The following is a 25,088-nucleotide window of genomic DNA, read 5'->3' as shown; positions in this document are numbered from 1 at the left end:
AACGAACAGGGCAGGGGCCGGGACCCGGTTCCGCACGCTGCTCGTCACGACTGCTCAGCGTAATCGCCCCCGCGGGAGTGTTAACACAGCCCACCTTGCGGTGACCCGGTACGCACCGCAGAATTCACTCATCGTCAACCGACGACAGGGTGTCAACCGAACCAGCCAACTGAATCTGCTCGCTCCCGCGGCAAACGTGACGGTCGTCGCGACACGCGACGGGAACACGAGCAGGGGTGCTGAACGTCTGGGAGAGTGGACGCACCGCGCAAGCGGTCGTCACAGTGAACGGTCTCGGGAGTTGTCCCGGGGCCGAACGGAGGGAGACCGCCATGCAGCCAGGAACCCTTACCCGGCCCGAGTTGACTCTTGCCGACCGCTGCGACCGATGCGGCGCGGCGGCGAAGGTGCGAGCCGTACTGCCCAAGGGCGGCGAGCTGCTCTTCTGCGGTCACCACGCGAAGGCCCACGCCGACAAGCTGGCCGAGATGCAGGCACAACTCCAGTAGGCACGTGACCAAGCCGGCTCGAGACCGGCCCACCACACGTCCGCGGAGGGGCGGGGACCACACGGTCCCCGCCCCTTTCGCCGTCCCCGGCAATCCCGACCCCGCGAGTCGGGCCCTCCATGTCCGCGAGTCGGGCCCTCCGTGCGCGCGAGTCGGGCTCTGCGTGCGCGCGAGTCGCGTCCGGGACGTGGGACGGACCGGTCGCGGAGCCCTCGGGGGATCACCAGTGAGCCTGCCGCCGGCGCCGGACCATGATCACCATCCGGGGATGCGTAGCCGTGCCCGACGCTGCGCGGCGTCCCGAACCGACGATCACCATCGGACCAGCCCGTCGCCGTCATGATCAGCGCTCACCCGTTCGGGCGATGACCCGAACCAGTGCGCATTCGGCGACCCGGTTCCGGCCCCTCACGCCCGCCGGTCCCGGAACGCCGATCATCGACGATCCGTCCGGCCGTGATCGCCGGTCGGGGACGTGTGGCTGCACGTGGGACGGTTCCGCGTCCCCGGTCAACGATCACCGCGCAGCCGCTTCCGCCGCGTCTCGCGTCCCGGCCAGCGACGCCCCGTAGGCCCCCGACTCGCGCACACGCACACCCCAACTCGCGGGCACATACGGCCCGACTCGGTCGCACGCAGACCCCGACTCGCGCACACGCACACCCCGACTCGGTCGCACGCAGACCCCGACTCGCGGGCACGTGCGGCCCGACTCGCGGGCGGCGCCGGGGCGGGGGCGGGGCGGGGGCGGGGCGGGTCAGCGCGGCGGGTCAGCGCCAGCTGCGGAGGGTGGCGATGCGCTCCTCGAGCTGCTCGATGCTCGCCATCGCCGTGGGCGGGCCGCCGCACTTCGCCCGCAGCTCGTTGTGGATCATGCCGTGCGGCTTCTTCGTGCGGTGGTTGTGCAGCGCCACCAGGGTGTTGAGCTCCTTGCGCAGCTTGTTCAGGTGCTCGCGCACCGACAGCTGGGGGCGCTCCGCCGGCGGGGCGGGCACCACCGGTGGGGCGGCCGCGGCGGACTTGCGTTGCGAGCGCGTCAGCCAGTCCTTCTGCCGCTGGGAGAGCAGGGTGCGCACCTGGTCTGGCTCCAGCAGCCCGGGCAGCCCCAGGTAGTCCTCCTCGTCGGCGGAGAACGACGTGCCCTCGTAGATGAGCTGGTCGAGCTCGGCGTGGGCCTCCAGCGCGGTGAACGACTTCTCGTCCTCCCCCGGCTCGTCCTCCTGCCGGTTGGCGGCGGCGAGCTCCTCGTCGTTCCACTGCTCCTCGGGGCGGTGCGGCTTGCCCAGGACGTGGTCGCGCTGGGCCTCCAGCTCGCTCGCCAGGCCCAGCAGCACGGGCACCGACGGCACGAACACCGACGCGGTCTCCCCCGGCCGCCGCGACCGCACGAAGCGCCCGACGGCCTGCGCGAAGAACAGCGGTGTGGACGCGCTGGTGGCGTAGACCCCGACGGCCAGCCGGGGCACGTCGACGCCCTCACTGACCATTCGGACAGCCACCATCCAGCGGTCGTCGGACTCGCTGAACCGCGCGATGCGCGCCGACGCGCCCTGCTCGTCGGAGAGCACCACCACCGGCGGCGTACCCGTCACCTCGGTGAGGATCGCCGCGTAGGCGCGTGCGGTGGTCTGGTCGGTGGCGATGACGAGCCCGCCGGCGTCGGGCATGCCGCCCGCGCGGTGGCCCGTCAGGCGCCTGTCGGCCGCCCGCAGGACCGCGGGCATCCACTCGCCACCGGGATCCAGCGCGGTGCGCCAGGCGCGGGCGGTCTGCTCACCGGTCATCGGCTCGCCGAGGCGCGCCGTGATCTCCTCGCCCGCGCTGGTGCGCCAGCTCGACAGCCCCGAGTAGGCCAGGAAGACGACGGGCCGGACCACTCCGTCGGCGAGGGCCTCCGCGTAGCCGTAGGAGTGGTCTGCGCGGCTGCGCAGGGCCCCCTCGGCGTCGGGCAGGTAGTCGATGAACGGGATGGGGCTGTCGTCGCTGCGGAACGGGGTGCCGGTGAGCGTGAGGCGGCGGGTGGCCGGCTCGAACGCCTCCTTGATCGCGTCACCCCAGGAGCGCGCGTCGCCGGTGTGGTGCACCTCGTCGAGGATCACCAGCGTGCGGCGGTTCTCCGTCCGCGCGCGGTGCAGCAGGGGGTGGGCGGCGACGCCCGCGTAGGTGACGGCGATGCCCGTGTAGTCCGACGACGTGGCGCCGGTGGAGTTGCGGAAGTCGGGGTCGATCGCGATGCCGACCTGAGCCGCGGCCACCGACCACTGCGTCTTGAGGTGCTCGGTGGGCGCCACGACCGTGATCCGCTCGATCACCCGGTCGGCCAGCAGCTCCGACGCCACCCGCAGCGCGAAGGTGGTCTTGCCCGCGCCGGGCGTCGCGACCGCGAGGAAGTCCTGCGGCGCGGCGGCGAGATAGCGGGCCAGCGCACTGCGCTGCCAGGCGCGCAGCGGACGGGACGCGGGCGCGATCGGTTGGGCTTGCGACACACGACTCCCTGACGTCTCGGCTGCGAGGGTTCCGCGGGCCTCGGGGCGGCTCCGTGCGGGCAGGGGCCAGGGTAACGGGACGGCATCGGCGGCCCCGCCGCCCACCCCGGGCGCCCACGATGGAAGGGTCAGGACTTGCCGCTGCGGGTCCCGGCCACTCAAGCTGGGCCCACCCGCTGTGAGAAGGAGCACGATCATGAGCACCGACGAGCCGGACGTCGACGTCGCCACCGGGCTGGACATGCTCCTCACCGACGGTGCACTCGGACCGTTGCGCCGGATGCTGCCCGCCGCGTCCGGGATCCGGATGGCCGCCAAGCTCGCCGCGAAGCCGGTCACGGTCACCCGCCGCGCCGCCGGCCTGGCGGCGGAGATCGCGCGCATCGGCATCGGCAGCTCCGAGGTGGCGCCCAGTCCCAAGGACAAGCGCTACGCCCACCCGCAGTGGAGCACCAACCCGGTGCTGCGCCGCCTCGTGCAGGCCCACATCGCCGCCGGCGGCACGGCCACCGAGCTCGTCGAGGACGCGGAGCTGAACTGGGCCGATCACGAGCGGGTCCTGTTCGCCGTCGGCAACGTCATCGACGCGCTGGCGCCCAGCAACAGCCTGCTCAACCCGGTGGCCTGGCGCGCCGCGATCGACTCCCGGGGCGCGAGCGTCGTGCGCGGCACGCGCCGGCTGGTCAGCGACATGTCCTCGGCGCCGCGGGTGCCCACGATGGTGGAGCCCGACGCGTTCACCGTCGGCGAGGACCTCGCCGCCACCCCCGGCGCCGTGGTGCTGCGCACGCCGGTGTTCGAGCTGATCCAGTACCTGCCCACCACGCCGACGGTGCGCGAGCTCCCGCTGCTCCTGGTGCCGCCGACGATCAACAAGTACTACGTGGCCGACCTCGCGCCGGGCCGCAGCATCGTCGAGAATCTGGTGGCCAGCGGCCAGCAGGTGTTCCTGATGTCGTGGCGCAATCCCTCCGCCGAGCACGCGGAGTGGGACCTCGACACCTACGGCCAGGCCATCCTCGACGCCCTCGACGCCTGCGAGACGATCACCCGCACGCCGTCGACGTCGCTGATGGCGTTCTGCTCCGGCGGCATGATCACCGCGATGCTGCTCGCCCACCTCGCGGCGATCGGCGCGCAGGAGCGGGTGGCGTCGGTGACGTTCGCCGTCACGGTGCTGGACCAGAACCGCGCCGGCACCACCGGCGCGCTCATGGACGCCGACACCGCGCGCACCGCCGTCGAGTCGTCGGCGAAGAAGGGCTACCTCGACGGCCGCACGCTGGCCGAGGTGTTCGCCTGGCTGCGGCCCAACGACCTGATCTGGAGCTACTGGGTCAACAACTACCTGCGCGGCGAGGCGCCCAAGGCGTTCGACATCCTGTTCTGGAACGCCGACACCACCCGCATGACGGCCGGCCTGCACCGCGACTTCATCGACATCGCGCAGCGCAACGCCCTGGTCACGCCGGGCGGGGCGAGCATGCTCGGCACGGCGGTGGACCTGTCGAAGATCGACCGGCCCAGCTACGTCATCGCGGGGATCGCCGACCACCTGTGCGCCTGGCAGTCCTGCTACCGCACCACGCAGCTGCTCGGCGGCGAGAGCCGGTTCGTGCTCTCCACCAGCGGCCACATCGCATCGCTGGTGAACCCGCCGGGCAACCCGAAGTCGACGTTCCGCGTCTCGCCCGAGGACGCCGCCGTCCCCACGCCGCCGTCGGCGGACGGGTGGCTCAGCGTGGCCACCACCGTCAAGGGGTCGTGGTGGCCCGACCACGCCGCCTGGCTGGAGCCGCACTCGGGAGGGACGGTCGACGCCCCGCCGGAGCTGGGCGGGCGCGGGCTGCACGCGATGACGCCGGCCCCCGGCGAGTACATTTTCGAGAAATGAGTACCTCCTTGGAAGACGACGTCTTCGAGACCGTCGTCCGCGGCCGTCGCTTGCGCGTCTCGATCCGCCGCGCGGCGGGGCCCGGCCCGGCCCGCACCCCGTTGCTGCTGCTCAACGGGATCGGCGCGAGCCTGGAGCTGCTCCAGCCGTTCGTCGACGAGCTGCCGCCCGCCATCGAGGTGATCCGCTTCGACGTGCCCGGCATCGGCGGCTCCCCGGTGCCGCGGATCCCGTACCACATGTCGACGCTGGCGCCGCTCGTCGGCACGATGATCCGCCGCCTGGGCTACGACAAGGTCGACGTCATGGGGTTCTCCTGGGGTGGCGGGCTCGCCCAGCAGTTCGCCGTGGTGCAGCGGCGCCAGACCCGCAAGCTGGTCCTCGCCGCCACCGGCACCGGCTCGCTGATGGTGCCCGCGCGGCCGAACGTGCTCGCCAAGATGCTCACGCCGCGCCGTCACCAGGACCCGGACTACGCCCGCACCATCGCCGGCGAGATCTACGGCGGCACGATGCGGTCCACCCCGGAGGCCGCCGCCAACGTGCTGCACGCCTTCACCCGCAAGGGCCCCAGCCGCGGCTACTACTACCAGCTCCTCGCCGGAGCGGGCTGGAGCAGCCTGCCCGCGCTGGGCCTGATCCGCCAGCCCACGCTGATCATCGCCGGGGACGACGACCCGATCATCCCGATCGTCAACGCGAAGATCATGGCGCGCGGCATCCCGAGGTCACGACTGCACATCTACGAAGGAGGCCACCTGGCCCTCCTGACGGAGGCGAAGGACCTGACACCGGTGATCGACCACTTCCTCCTGGAGGACTGAGTCCCGGGGCGGCCCCGCCCTGCCCTGCTCCCGTCCCCAGTTCCGACGGGCGCGCGCCGGGACGGTGCGTCAGGCGGCGGAGCGGTCCGCCTCGTCGTCGGCCACCCGCGCCACCGCCAGGCGGTGGCTCAGGTAGCGGCTGGCGCTCATCGTGTGCAGCTCCACCAGCTCGACGCCGGCAGCGGTCATGCACGCGCGGAAGTCGTCCTCGTAGGTGACGCGGCCGAAGTCGATCGTGGTGACGTGCCGGATCATCGGTTTCGCCCGCTCCATCAGCTTCGATCGTCGCTGCTGGAACGTCTGCGTGGCGAAGACGCGCCCACCCGGCACCAGCTGGGCCACCACGTGCGTGATGGCGGCCGCGGGGTCGGGCAGCAGCATCAGGCTCGCGCTGAAGTAGACGGCGTCGTAGGGGCCGCCCTCGTGGTCGTACACCGACGCCAGCAGCGGCTCGACCCGGTCCGAGAGGCCGGCCCTGGCCAGCTCGCGGTGGCAGCGCGTGACGTAGTCGGCGTCGATGTCCAGGCCGACCACGGTGAGGTCCTTGTCACGCACCAGGTCGGCACACCGCGACATCGCGGCCCCGGTGCCGATCCCGACATCCAGGACGCGGGCACCCTCCGGTAACCGCGCCAGGACCTCGCGGTACCAGTCGGTGGTCATCCCCACGATGAGGCGGTCGTACAACCAGCCGCGGACGGCGAGCTTGGGCATGTCGGGTCAGGAGTCCCCGCCGGGCCGCAGACCGTCGTAGATCTTCTTGCAGTCCGGGCAGACCGGCGACCCGGGCTTGGGCGAGCGCGTGACCGGGAACGTCTCCCCGCACAGCGCCTGCACCAGGTTGCCCAGCACCGCGCTCTCGGTGATCTTGTTCTTCTTCACGTAGTGGAACATCTTGGGCTCGTCGTTGCCCGTTGTGTCGGTGCCCTCGGGGCGGGTCTCGACGTCGGGCAGCACCTGGGTGGCCATGTCGTACATGATGCCCCACGTGTCAGCTCCCGTCTCCCGCTCCCTCGTCCGGACCTCCCCCGAGGTGGCCGACACCCTGGCCTCCGGACGCGCCGTCGTCGCGCTGGAGAGCACGATCCTCGCCCACGGCCTGCCCGCCCCGGCCAACCGCACGGCCGCCGACGACATCGAGGCCGCCGTCCGCGCCCACGGCGCGGTGCCCGCCACCGTCGCCGTGCTGGACGGGGTGCCGCGCGTCGGGCTCTCGGCCGCCGAGCTGGACCGCGTGTGCTCCGGCGACCTCGTCAAGCTCTCCGCGCGCGACCTCGGCGTCGCCGTCGGGCTCGGCCGCGACGGCGCCACCACGGTGGCCGCCACCGCCACCCTCGCCCACGCCGCCGGGGTGGCGCTGTTCGCCACCGGCGGGCTCGGTGGCGTGCACCGCGGCGCCCGCGACACCTGGGACGTCTCGGCCGACCTCGGCGCGCTCGCCGGCACCGGAGTGTTCGTCGTCTGCTCGGGGGTGAAGTCGATCCTCGACGTCGCCGCCACCCTGGAGGTGCTGGAGACCGAGTCCGTGCCGGTGCTGGGCTACGGCACCGACGCCTTCCCCGGCTTCTACCGGCGCGACTCCGGCCACGCCGTGCCCTGGCGGATCGACTCCCCCGCCGAGGCCGCCGCCGTGTGGCGCGCCCACACCGCGCTCGGGTCCGCGGCCGGGGCGGTGCTGGCCCAGCCCGTCCCGGAGGCCGACGAGCTCGACGCGGCCCTGCACGACCGGCTGCTTGCCGAGGGGCTCGCGCTGCTCACCGAGCGCGGCGTCACCGGCAAGGACGTCACCCCCGCGCTGCTGGAGCACTTCCACGCCGGCAGCGAAGGTGCGAGCCTGCGGACGAACCTGGCGCTGGTGCTGGCCAACGCGGGTCTGGCGGCGCAGGTCGCGGTGGCCCTGGTCGCCCCATGACCCCGCGAGTCGGCGCTTTTCCGTGCGCGAGTCGGCGGTTTCCGGCGCGCGAGTCGGCGGTTCCGGGCCCGCGAGTCGGCGGTCTTCGGTGAATGAGTCGACGGCCAGGTCCGGACGGGGCGCTGTCCACCGCCCTCCCGCGGCGGCGACGTGAGCAGCGCACCCAGGATCGTCGTGGTGGGTGACGTGGCCGTCGACGTGCTGGTGGAACCGTCACGACCCGCCGTGCCCGGCGCCGACGTCCCCGCCCGCATCCGGACGACCGCCGGCGGGGCGGGCGCGAACACCGCGGCGTGGCTCGCCCACCTCGGCGCGGACGTGACTCTGGTGGGGCGCGTCGGCGACGATCCGGCCGGGCGCGCGGCGGCCGACGAGCTCCGCACGGCCGGCGTGCTTCCGGTGCTGGCCGTCGACCCGCACCACCCGACCTGCACCGTCGTGGCCCTGCTCGGCGACGGCGACCGCACGCTGCTCTCGGACCGCGGCGCCGCGGCGCACCTCCGGCCCACCGACGTCCCGGACCTCGACGCCGACCACCTGCACCTCTCGGGTTACGTCCTGCTCGATCCCTCGTCGCGCGCGGCCGGGCTCGCGGCGCTGGAGGCCGCCCGTGCGGCCGGGATCAGCACGTCGGTGGACCCGCAGGCCGCGCCCGCCCTGACGCGCGCGTTCCGGGAGTGGGTCCGCGGGGCGGATCTCCTGCTCCCCAACGCCGACGAGCTGACGGCGCTGGGCGGGGCCGACACCCTGCTCCGCGACGTCACTGCGGTGGCCGCCACGTGCGCGGGCGACGGGGCCACCTGGCACGACAGACGCGGGACCTGGTCGACGGGCACCACTGCCGTCGACGTCGTGGACGCCACAGGCGCCGGGGACGCGTTCGACGCCGGTCTGCTGGTGGCCTGGCTCGACGGGGCCGGGCCGGAGGCCGCCCTGCGGTCCGGGTGCGCCGCGGCGGCCCGTGCCGTCGGACGGTCGGGGGCGCGGCCGCCGGCGCCCACCGAAAATCGCCGACTCGCGCGCTGAATACCGCCGACTCGCGCGCGGAAAAGCGCCGACTCGCGGGTGTGGTACCGGTCAGCCCTCGATGACCGGGTGCTCCCGGGCCTCGAGCTGCCTCGCCTCGCCCTGGTACTTGTTGACGTCCTCGCGCTTGCGCGGCAGCCGGTCGTTGGCGATCAGCACCGCCATCCACGGCAGCGGGATCGAGATGATCAGCAGGGTCACGGCCAACCACGGGATCGTGTAGAAGATCGCCGCCAGGATCATGAGCGGGACCCGCATGCCCATCATGATCTTGTAGCGGTGCTTGCGGGCAGCCAGTTCCTGCTCGTAGGACATCGGTGCATCCGTGATCAGAACGGGATCCACCGAACGCTGAGCGTCGCTCACCGTCACTCCTCGCTGGCGCCCGGGGGCGCCGTCGCGGCGGGTGTTGGACGACCCACGACATCGGGTCCCCCGCCGTGTTTCATCGTGCCATCCACCCTCCGGGACCGCCTGCCGGGCCCGGGGCGCGTCACCGTTCGGAAAGAACCTCGGCGAGCACCTCGTGCAGCTCCGCGGCGGTGCGGGGACGGGTCGGCCACCCGACCCGGGCCAGCAGGCGGTGCACCGCCGGAGCCCAGGCCGGGCCGAGCCGGGCGGAACGCAGCAGGTCGGCGTCGGCGAGCACCGCGTCGGCGGGTCCGGTGCGCACCACGCCGGAGGCCACGACGGCGACGTCGTCGGCCCAGCGGTGGGCGAGATCGACGTCGTGGGTGGAGAGCACCGGGGTCGTCCCGGCCGCGTGCAGCTGCGCCAGCGTGACGAGCAGCTCCTCCACACCGGCCGGGTCCAGCCCCGCGGTGGGCTCGTCGAGCACCAGCAGCCGCGGCCGCATCGCGACCGCACCGGCGATGGCCGTGCGCTTCTTCTGCCCGAACGACAGCAGGTGGGTGGGGCGGTCGGCGAGGTCGGCGATGCCCAGGGCGACGAGCGCCCCGTCGACGCGGCGGGCGACCTCGTCGGCGGGCAGCCCCATGTTCACCGGCCCGAACGAGACGTCCTGCGCGACGCCGGCGGCGAAGAGCTGGTCGTCGGGGTCCTGGAGGACGAGCTGCACCTGCTGGCGCAGCGTGGTGAGCCCCCGACGCGTGCGGCGGACGGGTGCCCCGTCGAGCAGCACCTGCCCGGCGGACGGCTCCAGGGTGCCCACGAGCAGCCGGAACAGGGTGGTCTTGCCGCCGCCGTTGGGCCCCAGCACCGCGACGCGCCGCCCGGCGTGCAGCTCCAGGTCGGCCCCGGTGAGGACGGGCCGGCCGGGCTCGTAGGAGAACGCCAGCCCGGACGCGGCGAGCACGGGGGTCATCCGAGCACCATCGCGGCCGTGACGACGCCCGCCAGCACCACCGCCGTCACCGCCAGGAACCGCCACGACACCGGACGCGCCTCCACCTGCACCCGCAGCGAGCCGGTGTAGCCGCGCAGCGCGAGCCCCTGCTCGAGGCGGCGTGCCCGGTCGAACGACCCGACGAACACCGCACCGGACTGCCCGGCGACCGAGCGGTAGGTGGTGCGCCAGGTGCGGAACCCGAGCCGCCCTGCCTGGGCCTCCCGGACTCCTGCGATCGTGTCGAGCAGCAGGAACAGCAGCCGGTAGATCAAGGAGGCGATCTCCGTGACGGCCGCGGGCACCCCGAGCCGCTCCAGGCGGGGCAGCGTGTCGGCGAGCGGGGTGGTGGCCGCGAACAGCACCAGGCCCAGCAGGGCGGCGAACGCCCGGCCGGCCAGCGCGAGGGCCGGCCCGGCGCCGGCCGGCTCGAACCGGACGAGCACGGCTCCGCCGACAGCCACCAGCAGCGGAACCGACCCGACCGCGATGAACACCAGCGGCGCGCGGACGGCCCGCCACACCTGCGCCGGACGCAGGGCCACGGGCCCGAGCAGCACGACCAGCGCCACGCCCCCGACGAGCAGAGCACCCGGCCACGGCGGCAGTACGACCGCGCACGAGAGCAGGCCGAGCGCGAGCGCCGCCTTCTCCGCGGGGTGCCGGCGCCGCCAGGGGTTGGTGTAGGCGAGCGCGTCGAGGGAGTGCATCAGTCCCGGTTCAGGCGACGACGGGTGCGCGCGACCCCGAAGAAGTAGCCCAGGAACCCGGCGCCGATCGCGGCCTGCAGCGCGAACAGCCCCGACGCCGTCTCCGGCGACGGCTCGAAGAACGGCGTGAACCAGGGCTCGAACCCGGGGTTCGCCGCCTCGATCTGCGCGGCCGCGATCCCGTCGGCGCCGCCGAAGCCGGTGGCGCTGCCCAGGAACAGCGGCACGGCGGCGAGGGCGACCACGGCCAGCACGATCAGCCAGTTGATCAGTGTGGAACGGGACACCTCAGGCCTCCACGGGTCGACGCAGGACACCCAGCCGGATGAGCTCGGCCGGGCTGACCTTCACGAGCAGCCGGACGATCAGGACGGTGAGCAGCCCCTCGCTGACCGCCAGGGGGATCTGGGTGATCGCGAAGATCGACCCGAACTTCACGACCGACCCGAGCACGCCCGACGCGGGGTCCGGGTACGCGAGCGCGAGCTGCACGGACGTCATGCAGTAGGTGGCGAGGTCCGCGAGCGACGCGGCGAGGAACACCGCGGGGGTGAGGCCACCACCGAGGCGCTTCACGAGCCGGTAGACCCCATAGGCCATCCAGGGCCCGACGATCGCCATCGAGAACGCGTTGGCCCCGAGCGTCGTGATGCCGCCGTGGGCCAGCAGCAGCGCCTGGAACATCAGCACGATCGTACCGAGCAGCGCCATCACCGGGGGCCGGAACAGCACCGCCCCGAGCCCCGTGCCGGTGGGGTGCGAGCTCGACCCCGTGACCGACGGGATCTTCAGCGCCGACAGCACGAAGCTGAACGCCCCGGCCGCGCCGAGCAGCAGCTTCGTCTCGGGCTCGTCGCGGACCTGGCGGACCACGGCACGGGCCCCGTGCACCACGAACGGGGCGGCGACCACGGTCCACGCGACGGCGTGCAGGGGCGGCAGATACCCCTCGGCGATGTGCATGCGGGCTCCCCGGATCGTCGACTGTCCGGTTCGGGACCCTATGTGCCGTTCACGCCACTTGCAAGGCTGAACATTCACTCATGTGTTGTCGCGTCGTGGACGTGCAGGACGACCTCCCCGACGACGCCCTCGGACACGACGTCGAGCAGCCGCTCGGTGAGCCCCCCGGTGACGCGGTAGCGCACCAGCCGGCCCTCGCGGTGGGCGGTGACCATGCCGTGGGCGCGCAGCAGTCGCAGGGCGTGCGACACCGCGCTGTCGCTCATCTTGACGGCGAACGCGAGGTCGGAGACGCAGAGGTCGCCGGCGTGGTGCAGCGCGAGCAGGATGCTCAGGCGGTGGACGTCGCCCAGCGCGTCGAGCACCGTGGCGGCGTGCTGCACCTGCCCGGTGTCGGCGAGCACGGCGGTGGCGTCGCACACCTGGTCGGGATCGATGACGCGCACATCGCGACGGGTCTCGGGAACCTGGTGCACACCGGCGATGCTAGACCGTCACCCCGATGCGGCCGCCTTCTTCGCCGCCTTCTGCGCCTGCTTGTACTCGCGCACCTTGCCCAGCGTGGCGGGCGAGACGACGTCGGCGACCGACTTGAACACGCCGTCCTCGCCGTAGCCGCCCGCGGCCTCGCGCCACCCGTCGGGCGTGATCCCGCGCTGCTTGCCGAGCAGCGCGGTGAAGATCTGCGCCTTCTGCGCGCCGAACCCGGGCAGGGCGAGCAGCCGCGCGTACAGCTCCTTGCCGTCGGTGACGTCGCGCCAGATCAGCGTGACGTCACCGTCGTAGGAGTCGACGATCGCCTGGCACAGCACCTGGACTCGGCCGCCCATCGACTTCGGGTAGCGGTGCAGCGCCCGCGGCGTCGCGAAGATCGCGATGAACGCCTCGGGGTCGTACCCGGCGATCTCGCGGGCGTCGAGGGCGTCGCGGCCCAGCCGCCGGGCGAGCTCCGCGGGCGACCAGAAGGCGTGCTCCATCGGGATCTGCTGGTCGAGCAGCATCCCGATCAGCAGCGCGAGGGGGTCGCGGTCCAGCAGCGCGTCGGACTCGGCGTCCTGGCTCAGGCTCAGTGGCACGGCGGAGAGCCTACTGCGCGGCGGGTGCATCCAGGAGGGACCGCGAACCGACGGCCCACCCTGATCGTCTCGCGACCCCGGCGCGGGTGCGGTTGGCTGACGTGGACGTCGCGCGGCGGCGTCCGACGACACCAGCGAGCCGATCGGGTGATCATGGGGTGAGCGAGCGCCGCTACGCGCGACCGTTCCCGACCCGGGCTGCGGCCGACCCGGTCGTCGAACGCTTCCTCGCCGGGGACCCGGCCGCGCTGCGCGAGCTCTACGACCGGCACGCGGCCGTCGTGCACGGTTTCGCGCTGCGCCGCCTGCGCGAGCACCACGACGCCGAGGACGTCACGCAGCAGGTGTTCGTGCGGGCGTGGCGCGGCCGGGCCACGCCCGATCCCCGGCGCGGGCCGGTCGGGGGCTGGTTGATGGGCATCACCCGCCACCAGATCGCCGACCGGCTCACCGCCCGCACCCGCGACACCGAGCGGCTGGCGTTCTTCGACGACCTGACACACCACATCTCGGCGGAGAAGTGGGACGGCAATCCCGGGCACTCGCGGATCAGCCTGCTGCGGGGCACGGTGCTGTGAGGGCGGGCGGCGTGATCGGGGAGACTCGCTCCGTGCTGCTCTCCCCCTCCACCGCCGACGCCCTCCGCACCGCCCTGACGACGGCCGGCTACACCACCGACGGCGTGCGCGACCTGCTCGGCCCGGGCGCCCACGCCGCGCTGGGCCGGGGCGAGGTCGAGCCCGCGTTCCGCGCCGCCGCCGGCGGCGGGGAGCTGGGTGTGCTCGTCCGGCTGCTGCTGCTCGGCGCGGTGGAGGGCGACGCCGCCGTGACGGCCGCGCTGGGGACGCCCTCGGCGCTGGAGGCCGCCGGGCTGCTGGCCCGCGACGGCGACGGCTGGCGCGCCGTGCTCGACCTGCGCCCCTACGGGGTCGACGCCGGGGACGAGCCGGGCAGCGACTGGTGGGTGCTCTCGGACCTGGACCTGCGCCGCCAGGACCGCGACCACGTCACCGGCGTCGGCGCGGCGTCGCTCACCCTGGCCGCGGCCACCGTGCGCCGCCCCGTCGGGTCACTGCTGGACCTGGGCACCGGCTGCGGGGTGCAGGCGCTGCACGCCACACGGCACGCCCGCGCGGTGACCGGCACGGACCTCGCACCCCGCGCACTGGCGCTGGCGCGGGCCACGTTCGCGCTGAACGACCTCGACGTCGAGCTCGTCGAAGGTCCGTGGATGGAACCCGTCGCCGGGCGCCGCTTCGACCAGATCGTGTCCAACCCGCCGTTCGTGCCGGGGCCGGCCCGCGTCGACTACGTCTACCGCGACTCCGGCCAGGACGGTGACGCCGCGCTGGCCGCGCTGATCGCGGACCTGCCCGGGTACCTGGAGCCCGGCGGGGTGGCACAGCTGCTGGGGTCGTGGCTGCACGTCCGCGGCGAGGACTGGCCCGACCGGGTGCGCTCCTGGCTGCCGGACGGCGTCGACGCGTGGATCATCCAGCGCGAGGTGGCCGACCCGGACCTGCACGTCGGCACCTGGCAGCGCGACGCCGGGCTGGACCTGGCCTCCCCCACCGCCCGCGCCCAGGCCGGTGCGTGGCTGGACTGGATGGACGCCGCCCGGGTGGAGGCGATCGGGTTCGGGATGATCACGCTCCGCAGGCCGGACGAGGGGCGCACGGACGGCCCCGGAACGGTCGTGTTCGAGGACCTGCCCGGCGCCGTCGACGACCCGCTCGGCCCCGAGGTGGAGGGCTGGCTCGACCGCGTCGACTGGCTGCGCGCCCACGCGGGCGACGACGCGCTGCTCGACGCCCGGCTGACCGTCGCGCCGTCGGTGGTGCTGGAGCGCTGGGCCGATCACCGGGCCGAGCCGGGCGCCGAGGGGTGGGCCGAGGCCGGCGCCGCGGTGGCCCGGACGGACGGCCCGCGCTGGCGCCACGAGGTGGACGAGCCCGCCGCGGCCCTGCTCGCCGGCTGCTCGGGGGCGTTGCCCCTGCGCGACCTGGTGGAGCTGCTCGCCTTCGCCCACGACCGCCCCGCCGACGAGCTGGTGGCCGCCACCCTGCCCGCGGTGCGCGAGCTCGTGCGGCACGGGCTGCTGTTGCCGTCCTCGTGAGGCGCGCCGACGCAGGCCCTCCCGCGGAGGCGGCATGAGAGCGGTGGCGGCCCGGGTCACCCGCGCGTCGGTGACCGTGGGTGGCGAGGTGGTCGGCGAGATCGGGCCGGGTCTGCTGGTGCTGCTCGGCGTCCACCGCGACGACACGGCCGACGCCGTGGGAGTGATGGCGCGCAAGCTGCACGAGCTGCGGATCCTCGACGGCGAGCGGTCCTGCGCGGAGGCGGGCGCGCCACTGCTGGTGATCAGCCAGTTCACGCTCTACGGCGACACCCGCAAGGGACGACGCCCGTCCTGGTCGGCGGCGGCCGGCGGAGCGCAGGCGGAGCCGCTGGTGGACACGGTGGTGGCCGCGCTGCGGGAACGCGGGGCCACCGTGGCCACCGGGGTGTTCGGCGCCGACATGGCCGTCGAGTCGGTGAACGACGGCCCGTTCACGGTGCTCGTCGAGGCCTGAGAAGGCTCGTGATCACCGGGACCGGGCACCGGCGGCCGCATCCGGCCGCCGGTGCCCACTCCCGACGATCACGGCACGCGCCTGCAGGGGCGTGCCCGGCCCGGCCCCCTCGGTCCGGCCTGCGGTCAGCTCTCGGTCGCGCCGGCGGCCCTGCGGCTCGCGGCCTTCGCGGCGCCGGCGGCCTTGCTGGTGACCGTCTCGGTGACGTTCACGGCGTGGCCGGTGACGGTCTCGGCGGTACGGGCGGCCTGCTCGGCGACGGTCTCGGCCGCCTTGCCGCCGGCGTCCAGGACGGTGCGGACGACGGCCCGCTGGCCGTCGAGCATCTGCTGGGCGAGGTCGAAGTACCGGTCGGCGGCGACGTGGGCGCCCGGGAGCTTCGGCTGGCCGCCGGTCAGGGACGTGACGGTGTCGGCCCAGGTGCGGACGGCGCCGGTGACGGCGTCCTGCGTACGGGTGGTGAACTCGGTGAACTGGTCGGTGAGGGTGCTCATGCATTCCATAGTGCGCACCAGCGTTAAGTATGTCAAGCAGACCCGTCGACGAAGCTCCGGTAGACCCCCAGCAGGGCCGTGCGCTGCTCCGACGACAGCCGGGGATCCGCCCGGATCGCCTCCTCCGTGCCGCTCACGGGCTCCGCGTCGGAGGCCGCCGAAGCGGACGCCCACCCCGCCTGCTTGAGCAGCTGCTCGGTGGACAGCTGCAGGGCGTCCGCGATGGAGTGCAGCACCTTCAGCGACGGCTGGTGCAGGCCCCGCTCCACCTGGCTGAGGTAGGCGTTGGACACGCTGGTCATCGACGCCATCTCGCGCAGCGACAGCTTCGCGAGCTGCCGCTGCGCCCGGATGAACCCACCCAGCGCGTTGATCTGGGCCGACCAGCCCGACCCGCCGGGGACGTCGGCGGGATCGCGGTCGTCGGACGATCGTGCGGCGCTCATGGGGCCATCATCGCGCCTCAGGCCCCCAGCACGTAGCTCCCGGGCGCATCCTGCAGTGGCGGGTACACCTCGCTGCCGATCGGCGGCGGGGTGCGCTGCTCGCCCGCGCGCTCACCGATCCACGGCGTCCAGTCCTCCCACCAGCTCGCCTTGTGCTCGCCGGCGTCGTCGCGCCAGCCCTGCGGGTCGGCGGGCAGGTGCTCCGCCTCGCCGTACCAGTGCCGCGACTTCGCCGACGGCGGGTTGACGACACCCGCGATGTGCCCGGCGTTGGAGAGCACGAACCGGACGGTGCCACCGAGCTTCGCCGCGCCGGCGTAGACCGACTTCCACGGCGCGATGTGGTCGCCCTCCGCGCTGACGACGTAGGTGTCCTGGCGCACCGAGGTGAGGTCCAGGCGCTCCCCCGCGAGCTCCAGCTTGCCCTCGGCGAACTGGTTCTGCAGGTAGAGGGTGCGCAGGTACTCGGTCTGCATGGCGGCGGGCATCCGCGTGGAGTCGGCGTTCCAGGCGAGCATGTCGAAGGCCGCCGGGTCCTCGCCGAGCAGCCAGTCGTTGATCACGTAGTTCCACACGAGGTCGTTGACGCGCAGCAGGTCGAAGGTGGTCTTCATGCTCTCCGCGGGCAGGTAGCCGCGGCGGCTCATGCTGCGCTCCATGCGGTCGACGGTGGCGTCGTCGGTGAACACGCCGAGCATGCCCGGCTCGGTGAAGTCCAGCAGCGTGTTCATCAGCGTGAGCGAGTTGATCCGGTCGTCGCCCCGGGCCGCGAGCCACGACGCCGCGGCCGTGGCCAGGGTGCCGCCGAGACACAGCGCCGCCACGTTGACCTTCTCCGCGCCGGTGACCTGCTGCACCACGCCGAGGGCTTCGAGGGGACCTTCGCGCAGGTAGTCGCTCATCGTGAGGTCGCGCAGGGTCTCGTCGGGGTTGCGGTAGGAGATGACGAACACGGTGTGGCCGTGCTGCACCGCCCACTCCACGAGGCTCTTCCCGGGTGCGAGATCCATGATGTAGTACTTGTTGATCCACGGCGGCGAGAGCAGCAGCGGGACCTCGTAGACCTGCTCGGTCTGCGGCGCGTACTGGATGAGCTCGATCAGCCGGTTGCGGAACACGACGGTGCCGGGCGTGGCGGCGAGGTCGCGGCCGGGCTCGAACTGGCCGGGCGTGGTCTGGCGCGGCATGCCGCGGTTGGTGGCGAGGTCGCGCAGCGCGTTGCGTGCGCCGCGCACCAGGCTCTGCCCGCCGGTCTCCAGGGCCTTCTTCAGCATCGCCGGGTTCGACCACGGCCAGTTGACGGGCGACGCGGCCTCGATGCTCTGCTCGACCAGGAAGTCGATCTTGCGACGGGCCACCGGCCCGAGCTGCAGGCCGCCCGCCACCGTGCGCAGCTGCTCGGCGAACAGCGCGTGCTGCTGGCGCATCAGGAAGTAGTAGGGGTTGCCGTCCCAGGCGGGGTCGGCGTAGCGGCGGTCCTTCTCGGGCAGGGCGGCCGGTCCGGCGCCGTGCGAACCGAGGCCGCGCAGCAACGCCGTGCCCGCGGCACGCGCGGAACCCGTGGTGAGCCCGAGGAGCCCCTTCGCGACCGGTAGCGGACGCCGCACGAGCGCCCGGCCGGCCTCGCCCAGGGCGCCGGCGAAGCCCACGGGATCGACGGCCGCGGCGAAGCCCCGCGGATCCAGCAGGTCGCGCAGCGCGGCGGTGGCCTCCGCCGCGGTCGTCAAGGCCGTGTCTCGGTTCAGCTGCCCACTCGAACGGGTCACACCGTCTCGCCTCCTCGTTGTGGCTGGGTTTCCTGTCGGGTACCGATGGTGACGAGCTACCCACGGGTAGACATCCGAGCAGGTCACAGGTCACGTGAGTGCCCCGTCACGCCCCGTCGTACACGGCCCGGCCACGGGCGGACAGGGATTGTGACCGGATGGCGGAGCGGTGCGTGCGATACCACGCAGTGGGCTGGCGCTTGCTCGATTCGTCAAGCGGTGGTTACCGTTCGGTAGCCGCGACGTTGCGGCACATCCCCGAGGGAGACCGGCCGTGACCGCACCGAGCACGAAGTCCGCACCCACCGTCCTCGAGTCGCTGGGGTACCTCACCTCGTACAACGCGAACGCCGCCGTGCGCACCGCCGCCGAGCTCACCCGGGCCGCCGGCACCGCCTGGGTGGACGCGCTCACCCGCGCCACCACGCCCGTGGAGATGGCCACGCGCGGCCTGATGTGGGTCAACGCGATGAACGACCGCCGCAAGCCGCGCTGGCACCGCGCCAACGAACTCGTGTTCAGCACGCCGTACGCACACCTGCACGACTTCAGCGCCGCCGACGCCGATGCCGACGTGGTGCCCACGCTGGTGCTGCCGCCGCAGGCCGGGCACTCCAGCCACGTCGTGGACTTCTCCCCCGTCCAGAGCCAGCTCGACGTCATCGCCGCGGCCGGTCTGACACGCGTCTACGCGCTGGAGTGGCGGCCCGCCACCACCGCCACCCGGGACGTCTCGATCACCGAGTACCTGCAGGTGATCGACCGCTCGATCCGGCGGATGGGCGGGCGCGCCAACGTCGTCGGCGACTGCCAGGGCGGCTGGCTCGCCGCGATCTACGCCGCCCTGCACCCGCACCGGGTCAACACGCTCACGCTCGCGGGCGCCCCGATCGACTTCCACGCGGGCGAGTCGGTGATCGCCTCCTCCACGCGGGTGATGACGCGCGCGATGGGCCTGGCGCCGTACAAGGCGCTCGTGGCGCTGGGCGGCGGCAACATGCCCGGTGCCGCCGTGCTCACCAACTTCATCGCGATCCAGCCCGAGTCGGAGATCTCGCGGCAGCTCCAGCTGCTGGAGAACATCGACGACGCCGGGCACGTCGAGCGCTACCGGATGTTCGAGGACTGGTTCAAGCACACCCAGGACATCCCGGGGGCGTTCTACCTGTGGCTCGTGGAGCACCTGTTCCAGCGCAACGAGCTGATCTCCGGTGACCTCGTGATCGACGGCAGGAAGGTCGACCTCGCGGCCATCACCTGCCCGCTGTTCCTGCTCGCGGGGTCCACCGACCACATCACCCCGCCCCCGCAGCTGTTCGCCGCGGCCGAGGCCGTCGGCACCCCGCGCGACCAGATCACGATGCGCACCGCACAGGGTGGGCACCTGGGCCTGTTCATGGGCCGCGACGCGCTGCGCGAGGACTGGCCGCCGCTGCTGGAGGCGGTCTACGAGCACTCGGTGCCGGACGTCACGTCCGCCCACCGGCCCGCTCGTGGCGCCGCCGCGGTGGTCGGCGACCCGACCGGAACGCCGCGCGTTCCCGCCCCGTAGCGCGTCGCTGAGGGGTCGCTGAGAGCCGTCCTGACAGCATTCAGCGGCGGGGAACGTTCTGCGGAACGCGGGCGTTCAACCCTGTGAGAGCCCCGGCGGCGGGTGTCAGAGACCTACCGCACGGGGTCGCGCAGGGGAGGAACACTCAGATGACCGCAATCATGGACACCGCCATCCCGGCCCAGCGTACCGACTCCGAGACCACCGAGTCGACCCTTCCGGCGTCCGGCCGTCCCGAGCTCACCGCCGAGGACCTCGACGCCCAGAGTCCCGCCGCCGACCTGGTGCGGGTGTACCTCAACGGCATCGGCAAGACGGCACTGCTCACGGCGGCCCAGGAGGTCGAGCTCGCGCGGCGCATCGAGGCCGGTGTCTTCGCGCAGCACGTGATCGACACCGCCACCGCCGACGGCACCGAGCTCGACCGGCAGTACGCCGCCGACCTGCGCTGGGTCGTCCGCGACGGCCGCCGGGCCCGCAACCACCTGCTGGAGGCGAACCTCCGGCTCGTCGTGTCGCTGGCCAAGCGCTACACCGGCCGCGGCATGCCGCTGCTCGACCTCATCCAGGAGGGCAACCTGGGACTGATCCGCGCGGTCGAGAAGTTCGACTACGCCAAGGGCTTCAAGTTCTCCACCTACGCCACGTGGTGGATCCGCCAGGCCATCACGCGCGGCATGGCCGACCAGGCCCGCACCATCCGGCTGCCCGTGCACCTCGTCGAGCAGGTCAACAAGCTGGCCCGCATCAAGCGCGACCTGCACCAGAAGCTGGGCCGCGACGCCACCCACGAGGAGCTCGCCGCGGAGTCGGGCATCCCCGAGGAGAAGATCGCCGATCTCCTCGACCACGCCCGCGACCCGGTGAGCCTCGACATGCCGGTGGGGTCCGAGGAGGAGGCGCCGCTGGGCGACTTCATCGAGGACGGCGAGGCCACCGACGCCGAGACCACGGTCATCTCGCACCTGCTCCACGACGACCTGCGCCGCGTGCTGGCCACCCTGGAGGACCGCGAGCAGCACGTCATCCGCATGCGCTACGGCCTCGACGACGGCCAGCCGCGCACGCTCGACCAGATCGGCCGGCGCTTCGGGCTCTCCCGCGAACGGGTCCGCCAGATCGAGCGCGAGGTCATGGCCAAGCTGCGGATCGGCGACCGGGCGGAGCGGCTGCGCGCCTACGCCAGCTGATCCCCGCCCCCAGCACCGAACCTGACCGGCGCCGTCCGATGATGGGCTCCCCGTGAGCACGGACGGCGCCGGTCGGGCGTCTGTCTACCAGCGCGGGACCGCAGATCCTGGCCCGCGGCGGCACGACGCGGCCGCGGTTCACCCGGTCGTGGGCGGATCACACCGGGTGGAGGATTCGCAGGGCAGCGCCTAGGGTCGGAGGGATGACAGGCAGTGCGCCGCCCGGGCCCGTCTCCCCCGCCGTGATGCGGGACGTACTGGGCCACTTCGTCTCCGGCATCGTCGTCATCACCGCCGACGGGCCGGACGGCCCGCTCGGTTTCACCTGTCAGTCGTTCGCGTCGCTCTCCCTCGACCCGCCTCTGGTCAACTTCTCCCCCGCACGCACGTCGTCGACCTGGCCGCGGATCCGCGAGGTCGGCACGTTCTGCATCAACGTGCTCGCTGCCGACCACCAGCACGTCAGCGCCGGGTTCGCGCGATCGGGCGTCGACAAGTTCGAGGGTGTGGACTGGCGGCCCGCCCCGGCTTCGGGCGCACCGGTGCTCGACGGCGTCAGCGCCTGGGTGGACTGCGAGCTGTGGGCCGAGCACGACGGCGGCGACCACACCATCGCCGTCGGGCGCGTGCTCGACCTCGGCGCGGACGCCACGCGCCTCCCCCTGCTGTTCTACCGCGGGCGCTACGGCGTCACCGCCGACCCGGAGGCCCGCGCGTGAGGATCATCGGAGTGTCGGGCGGACCCGACGCGGGCGGCCGCACGAGCACCGCGATCGCGGGTGTCCTGGCCGGGGCCACCGGGGCGGAGACCGCGCTGATCGAGCTGTCGGAGACCGCCCTCCCCGACGTGATCGCCGCGATCGAGAGCGCGGACGCCGTCGTGTTCGGCAGCCCGATCTACCGGGCCGGCTACAGCGCCCTGCTCAAGGACCTGCTCGAGCGCACCGAGCGCGGCAGGTGGGGCGAGAAGACCGCGCCGCTGCAGGGCAAGGTGGCCGCCACCGTCCTCACCGGGGCGAGCGGTCACCACTTCCTCGCCACCAACGACCTGCGCAACGTGCTGGCCGGGTTCTTCGCCGTGCAGGTGCTGTCGCCCGGCCTGTACTTCGACCCGTCCGGCTACGAGGACCGCACCACCCTGAACGAGGCCAGCACCGCCCTCACGGCGGCGCACGGGGCGGCCCTGGCCGACCTGGCGTCGGCGGTCCGCGGCTCGAAGGCCCTGGGAGCGATCACCCCCCAGGTCTGAGGGCCGGGCCGCGCGCCGGCCTCATGATCGCCGCACCCGCAGACCAACCGAACCCCCCGTCCCAGCGTCAGCTCATCGGCTGTCGAATTGCTCTGACCGGTGGCGCTACCGTGCCGCATGGCAGCGACGACGGCGTCCGTGATCGGTCTCGACGATCCCGACGCCGGGCTGCCTGCGCTCGTCGGGGGCAAGGCGGCCAACCTCGCGGCGATGATCGCGGCGGGGTTCGCGGTACCGGGCGGGTTCTGCGTCACCACGGCCGCCTACGTCCGGGCCGCGGACGCCGCCGGGCTGGCCCCGGTGGTCGCGGTACCCGGCCCGGACCTGGGTGCACGGGCGCGGGCCGCGCTGCTGGCCGCCCCGGTCGCGGACGACCTCGCCACGGACGTGGCCGCCGCCTACGCGGAGCTGGGCTCCGACGTGCCCGTCGCCGTCCGGTCGTCGGCCACCGCCGAGGACCTGCCCGGCGCCAGCTTCGCCGGCCAGCAGGACACGTTCCTCAACGTCGTGGGGATCGGCGCGGTGCTCGACGCCGTGCGCCGCTGCTGGGCGTCGCTGTGGACCGACCGCGCCGTCGCCTACCGCGCCGAGGCCGGCGTCGCGCACGCCGAGCTGGCCGTCGTCGTGCAGCGCATGGTGGACGCGCAGGTGGCAGGCGTGCTGTTCACCGCCGACCCGGTCAGCGGGCGCCGCACGCGCACCGTGATCGACGCCGCGCCCGGGCTGGGTGAGGCCGTCGTGTCCGGGGCGGTGAACCCCGACCACATCGTCGTCGAGGGCGACGGGACGGTCGCCGAGCACCGCGTCGGCGACAAGGCCGTGGCCGTCCGCGCGACGGCGGGCGGGGGCACCGAGCGCGTGGCGGGCACGGTCGACGGGCCCTGCCTGACCGACGCGCAGGTCCGCGACCTGGTGGCCCTCGGGCGTCGCGTCGAGGCGCACTTCGGTGCGCCGCAGGACGTCGAGTGGGCGATCGACGCCGCGGGCGCGCTGTGGCTGACCCAGTCGCGGCCCATCACGACGCTGCACCCCGTGCCCGTGGCGAACCGGCCCGGCCTGCGCGTGTACGTCTGCGTGAGCCTGGCCCAGGGGCTCACGCGCCCCCTCACGCCGATGGGCCTCTCGGCGTTCCGCGTGATCACCGCGACCGGAGCGACCCGCGCGTTCGGCGTGCCTGTGGCCGATCCGCTGGACGGCCCGCCGGCGTTCGTGGTCGCGGGTGGGCGGGGTTTCGCCGACGCGACGCCGGCACTGCGCAACAGCGTGGGCCGGGCACTGGTGCCGCGCGCACTCGACGTCATGGAGACGCGATCGGCCGTGGTCCTGCGCGGGCTGATGGACGATCCCCGGCTGTCGGTGCTGAACCGCTCACCGTGGCCGTTCGCCCGGCGGCTGCTGCGCACGCTGCTGCACTTCCGGATTCCCCCGCTGCTCGCACTGGCCCTGATCCGGCCGGCGGCCGCGCGCCGGCACGTGGACCGGATCGGGGAACGCCTGCGCGCCGCACCCACCCCGTCCGACCCGACGCCCGACGACGTCGTGGACCTGCTGCGCCAGGTGTTCCCGATCCTGCCGACGACCGCCCCGGTGGCCGCGGCCGGGTTCGTGATGCTGGGGCTGGCCCGGAAGGTCGCGGGCCCGGACCTCGACGCCGACGCCACCCACGAGGTGCTGCGCTCGCTGCCATACAACTCCACCACCGCGATGGACCTGGAGCTGTGGGCGGTGGCCACCCGCATCCGGCGGGACCCGGCGTCCGTGGCCGCGCTGGCCGACGGGAGCCCGCCACCGCCGGTGCTCGCCGCCGAGCTCGCCGGGTTCCTCACCGAGCACGGGCACCGGGCCGTGGCCGAGATCGACCTCGGGATGCCGCGCTGGTCCGACGACCCGTCGCACGTGCTGGGGTCGCTGGCCAACTACCTGCGGCTCGACGACCCGGAGCGGACCCCCGACGTCCTGTTCCGGCGCGGGGCCGCGGCGGCCGAGGAGGCCGTGGCCGCGGCGGTGGCGCGCGTGCGGCGCCGGTCCCGGCTGCGGGCGGCCGTGGTGCGGTTCGCGCTGCGCCGCACCCGCGAGCTCGCCGGGATGCGCGAGACCCACAAGGACTTCCTGGTGCTCCTGCTCGCCCGGGCGCGCGCCGCGCTCGCGACGATCGGCGCGGGGCTCAGGGCCCGGGGGCTGCTCGACACGGCCGATGACGTCTTCTTCCTGGACCTGCGCGAGGTCTCCACCGCGCTGGACGGCGCCGACCACCGCTCGCTCGTGGCGCGGCGCCGCGAGGAGTACGCCCGTGAGCTGCGCCGCCGGCACATCCCCCGCGTCCTGCTGTCGGACGGCACCGAGCCCGAGGCGCTGGGCGCCCCGCCCGCCGACGGCGCCCTGGTCGGCACGGCCGCGTCGGCCGGCACCGTGACGGGCGCGGTGCGGGTGGTGCTCGACCCCGTCGGCGCCCACCTGGAGCCCGGCGAGATCCTCGTCGCACCGTCGACGGACCCGGGCTGGACGCCGCTGTTCCTCACCGCGGGCGGGCTGGTGATGGAGATGGGCGGCTCGAACTCGCACGGCGCCGTGGTGGCCCGGGAGTACGGGATCCCGGCGGTGGTCGGCGTCCCCGACGCCACCCTGCGCCTGCACACGGGCGAGCAGGTCACGGCGGACGGAGCCGCGGGAGCGATCAGTCGTCCGACGCCTCCGGCAGGATGACGCCCTCCTCCATCACGGCGTGGCCGGGCACCTCCTGCAGGAACAGGGCGAATCCCTCGACGGGTTCGCCGGTGACCTCCGCCCACGCCGCGGCCAGGCCGGTGATCAGCTCCCGCTTCACGGCCTCGGTGCGGCCCGCCCGGATGATGCCGACCATCCGGCCGTGCTCGACGGGTTCGCCGGCCACGAACAGGCTCCCGGGCGGCACCTCGACGAACGAGCAGTTGACGTACCGGGCCGGGGCTCCGGTGACCTCGGTGTGGACCTTCGTGAAGGCCGCCGCGAGCTCCGCCTTGCGCCGGGCACTCGGACCACCTGCGGGGATCGTGAACTGGTAGAAGGGCATGCCCCATTCTGGCCTGGCAGAGTG

Annotated in this window: 27 protein-coding genes; 13 read left to right on the top strand and 14 right to left on the bottom strand. The window is 73.7% G+C overall.

What is annotated here, in order from left to right; translation table 11 throughout:
* Positions 1-362: 362 nt before the first annotated feature.
* Positions 363-509, top strand: a complete 147-nt coding sequence (locus tag BGP03_RS06580; protein ID WP_296372724.1) for a hypothetical protein — start codon at positions 363-365, stop codon at positions 507-509.
* Between the two features lie 770 nt (positions 510-1,279).
* Here the strand turns inward: BGP03_RS06580 and BGP03_RS06575 are convergent.
* Positions 1,280-2,995, bottom strand: a complete 1,716-nt coding sequence (locus BGP03_RS06575) for a DEAD/DEAH box helicase (protein ID WP_298796612.1) — start codon at positions 2,993-2,995, stop codon at positions 1,280-1,282.
* 196 nt (positions 2,996-3,191) lie between these two features.
* Here BGP03_RS06575 and BGP03_RS06570 point away from each other — a divergent pair, with 196 nt between their 5' ends.
* The gene (locus tag BGP03_RS06570; RefSeq protein ID WP_296372678.1) at positions 3,192-4,889 is read left to right on the top strand and encodes an alpha/beta fold hydrolase; all 1,698 of its coding nucleotides are present in this window, start codon (positions 3,192-3,194) and stop codon (positions 4,887-4,889) included.
* Positions 4,886-5,713 carry a poly(3-hydroxyalkanoate) depolymerase gene (phaZ, locus tag BGP03_RS06565; RefSeq protein ID WP_298796614.1) on the top strand — a complete coding sequence of 276 codons (828 nt, stop codon included), beginning with the start codon at positions 4,886-4,888 and terminating at the stop codon, positions 5,711-5,713. The genes BGP03_RS06570 and phaZ overlap by 4 nt, the downstream gene beginning before the upstream one ends.
* A gap of 69 nt (positions 5,714-5,782) precedes the next feature.
* On the opposite strand, the gene BGP03_RS06560 is transcribed toward phaZ, so the two are convergent.
* Both BGP03_RS06560 and BGP03_RS06555 read right to left on the bottom strand, forming a co-directional pair.
* Positions 5,783-6,427 carry a class I SAM-dependent methyltransferase gene (locus BGP03_RS06560; RefSeq protein WP_296372681.1) on the bottom strand — a complete coding sequence of 215 codons (645 nt, stop codon included), beginning with the start codon at positions 6,425-6,427 and terminating at the stop codon, positions 5,783-5,785.
* A gap of 6 nt (positions 6,428-6,433) precedes the next feature.
* On the bottom strand, positions 6,434-6,682 hold the full coding sequence (locus BGP03_RS06555; protein ID WP_296372683.1) for a DUF3039 domain-containing protein: 249 nt from the start codon (positions 6,680-6,682) through the stop codon (positions 6,434-6,436).
* A gap of 10 nt (positions 6,683-6,692) precedes the next feature.
* Between BGP03_RS06555 and BGP03_RS06550 the strand changes: the two genes are divergently transcribed.
* Positions 6,693-7,625, top strand: coding sequence for a pseudouridine-5'-phosphate glycosidase (locus tag BGP03_RS06550; RefSeq protein WP_296372722.1), 933 nt, complete (start codon positions 6,693-6,695; stop codon positions 7,623-7,625).
* Positions 7,626-7,775: 150 nt separating this feature from the next.
* A complete protein-coding gene (locus tag BGP03_RS06545; RefSeq protein WP_298796616.1) occupies positions 7,776-8,651 on the top strand; it encodes a carbohydrate kinase family protein in 876 nt (291 codons plus the stop codon).
* 51 nt (positions 8,652-8,702) lie between these two features.
* On the opposite strand, the gene BGP03_RS06540 is transcribed toward BGP03_RS06545, so the two are convergent.
* The 7 genes from BGP03_RS06540 to BGP03_RS06510 form a co-directional block, all read right to left on the bottom strand.
* On the bottom strand, positions 8,703-9,017 hold the full coding sequence (locus BGP03_RS06540; protein ID WP_296372686.1) for a DUF3099 domain-containing protein: 315 nt from the start codon (positions 9,015-9,017) through the stop codon (positions 8,703-8,705).
* Positions 9,018-9,144: 127 nt separating this feature from the next.
* A complete protein-coding gene (locus tag BGP03_RS06535) occupies positions 9,145-9,975 on the bottom strand; it encodes an ATP-binding cassette domain-containing protein (RefSeq protein WP_296372689.1) in 831 nt (276 codons plus the stop codon).
* The gene (gene cbiQ / locus BGP03_RS06530) at positions 9,972-10,706 is read right to left on the bottom strand and encodes a cobalt ECF transporter T component CbiQ (RefSeq protein ID WP_298796619.1); all 735 of its coding nucleotides are present in this window, start codon (positions 10,704-10,706) and stop codon (positions 9,972-9,974) included. Before cbiQ ends, BGP03_RS06535 begins: the two co-directional genes overlap by 4 nt.
* A complete protein-coding gene (locus BGP03_RS06525; protein ID WP_298796621.1) occupies positions 10,706-10,993 on the bottom strand; it encodes an energy-coupling factor ABC transporter substrate-binding protein in 288 nt (95 codons plus the stop codon). The genes cbiQ and BGP03_RS06525 overlap by 1 nt, the downstream gene beginning before the upstream one ends.
* Before the next feature lies 1 nt (position 10,994).
* Positions 10,995-11,669 carry an energy-coupling factor ABC transporter permease gene (locus BGP03_RS06520; RefSeq protein ID WP_298796624.1) on the bottom strand — a complete coding sequence of 225 codons (675 nt, stop codon included), beginning with the start codon at positions 11,667-11,669 and terminating at the stop codon, positions 10,995-10,997.
* A gap of 74 nt (positions 11,670-11,743) precedes the next feature.
* Positions 11,744-12,145 (bottom strand): metalloregulator ArsR/SmtB family transcription factor, encoded by a 402-nt coding sequence (locus tag BGP03_RS06515; RefSeq protein ID WP_296372699.1) that lies wholly within the window; start codon positions 12,143-12,145, stop codon positions 11,744-11,746.
* A gap of 18 nt (positions 12,146-12,163) precedes the next feature.
* The gene (locus BGP03_RS06510) at positions 12,164-12,775 is read right to left on the bottom strand and encodes an HhH-GPD-type base excision DNA repair protein (RefSeq protein WP_298796626.1); all 612 of its coding nucleotides are present in this window, start codon (positions 12,773-12,775) and stop codon (positions 12,164-12,166) included.
* A gap of 128 nt (positions 12,776-12,903) precedes the next feature.
* Between BGP03_RS06510 and BGP03_RS06505 the strand changes: the two genes are divergently transcribed.
* The 3 genes from BGP03_RS06505 to dtd are packed head-to-tail and all read left to right on the top strand — an operon-like array spanning position 12,904 to position 15,318.
* Positions 12,904-13,323, top strand: coding sequence for a sigma factor (locus BGP03_RS06505; protein ID WP_298796628.1), 420 nt, complete (start codon positions 12,904-12,906; stop codon positions 13,321-13,323).
* Between the two features lie 32 nt (positions 13,324-13,355).
* Entirely contained in the window at positions 13,356-14,861 is a 1,506-nt protein-coding gene (locus BGP03_RS06500; RefSeq protein ID WP_298796629.1) for a methyltransferase, read from the top strand.
* 34 nt (positions 14,862-14,895) lie between these two features.
* Positions 14,896-15,318, top strand: a complete 423-nt coding sequence (gene dtd, locus BGP03_RS06495; RefSeq protein WP_298796631.1) for a D-aminoacyl-tRNA deacylase — start codon at positions 14,896-14,898, stop codon at positions 15,316-15,318.
* A 125-nt stretch (positions 15,319-15,443) separates the two neighbouring features.
* Here dtd and BGP03_RS06490 read toward each other — a convergent pair whose 3' ends face one another.
* The 3 genes from BGP03_RS06490 to BGP03_RS06480 are packed head-to-tail and all read right to left on the bottom strand — an operon-like array spanning position 15,444 to position 17,985.
* Positions 15,444-15,812 carry a hypothetical protein gene (locus BGP03_RS06490; protein ID WP_296375601.1) on the bottom strand — a complete coding sequence of 123 codons (369 nt, stop codon included), beginning with the start codon at positions 15,810-15,812 and terminating at the stop codon, positions 15,444-15,446.
* A gap of 32 nt (positions 15,813-15,844) precedes the next feature.
* A complete protein-coding gene (locus tag BGP03_RS06485) occupies positions 15,845-16,258 on the bottom strand; it encodes a helix-turn-helix transcriptional regulator (protein WP_296375603.1) in 414 nt (137 codons plus the stop codon).
* 17 nt (positions 16,259-16,275) lie between these two features.
* Positions 16,276-17,985, bottom strand: coding sequence for an alpha/beta fold hydrolase (locus BGP03_RS06480; protein WP_298796634.1), 1,710 nt, complete (start codon positions 17,983-17,985; stop codon positions 16,276-16,278).
* Positions 17,986-18,298: 313 nt separating this feature from the next.
* On the opposite strand from BGP03_RS06480, the gene BGP03_RS06475 reads away from it, so the two are divergent.
* The 5 genes from BGP03_RS06475 (at position 18,299) to BGP03_RS06455 (ending at position 24,718) form a co-directional block, all read left to right on the top strand.
* Positions 18,299-19,576, top strand: a complete 1,278-nt coding sequence (locus tag BGP03_RS06475; RefSeq protein WP_298796635.1) for a DUF3141 domain-containing protein — start codon at positions 18,299-18,301, stop codon at positions 19,574-19,576.
* Positions 19,577-19,725: 149 nt separating this feature from the next.
* The gene (locus BGP03_RS06470; RefSeq protein ID WP_296375609.1) at positions 19,726-20,766 is read left to right on the top strand and encodes a sigma-70 family RNA polymerase sigma factor; all 1,041 of its coding nucleotides are present in this window, start codon (positions 19,726-19,728) and stop codon (positions 20,764-20,766) included.
* 203 nt (positions 20,767-20,969) lie between these two features.
* A complete protein-coding gene (locus BGP03_RS06465) occupies positions 20,970-21,485 on the top strand; it encodes a flavin reductase family protein (protein WP_298796640.1) in 516 nt (171 codons plus the stop codon).
* A complete protein-coding gene (locus BGP03_RS06460; protein ID WP_296375612.1) occupies positions 21,482-22,015 on the top strand; it encodes an NAD(P)H-dependent oxidoreductase in 534 nt (177 codons plus the stop codon). The genes BGP03_RS06465 and BGP03_RS06460 overlap by 4 nt, the downstream gene beginning before the upstream one ends.
* A 117-nt stretch (positions 22,016-22,132) precedes the next feature.
* Positions 22,133-24,718 carry a PEP/pyruvate-binding domain-containing protein gene (locus tag BGP03_RS06455; protein ID WP_298796642.1) on the top strand — a complete coding sequence of 862 codons (2,586 nt, stop codon included), beginning with the start codon at positions 22,133-22,135 and terminating at the stop codon, positions 24,716-24,718.
* Here the strand turns inward: BGP03_RS06455 and BGP03_RS06450 are convergent.
* Entirely contained in the window at positions 24,690-25,064 is a 375-nt protein-coding gene (locus tag BGP03_RS06450; RefSeq protein WP_296375617.1) for a tautomerase family protein, read from the bottom strand. The genes BGP03_RS06455 and BGP03_RS06450 overlap by 29 nt on opposite strands.
* Between the last annotated feature and the right edge of the window lie 24 nt (positions 25,065-25,088).

The sequence above is a fragment of the Pseudonocardia sp. 73-21 genome, assembly GCF_001899645.1.
Classification (GTDB): domain Bacteria; phylum Actinomycetota; class Actinomycetes; order Mycobacteriales; family Pseudonocardiaceae; genus Pseudonocardia.
The sequence above is the reverse complement of the archived record's forward strand: the minus strand, read 5'-3'. Positions and strand labels throughout refer to the sequence as shown.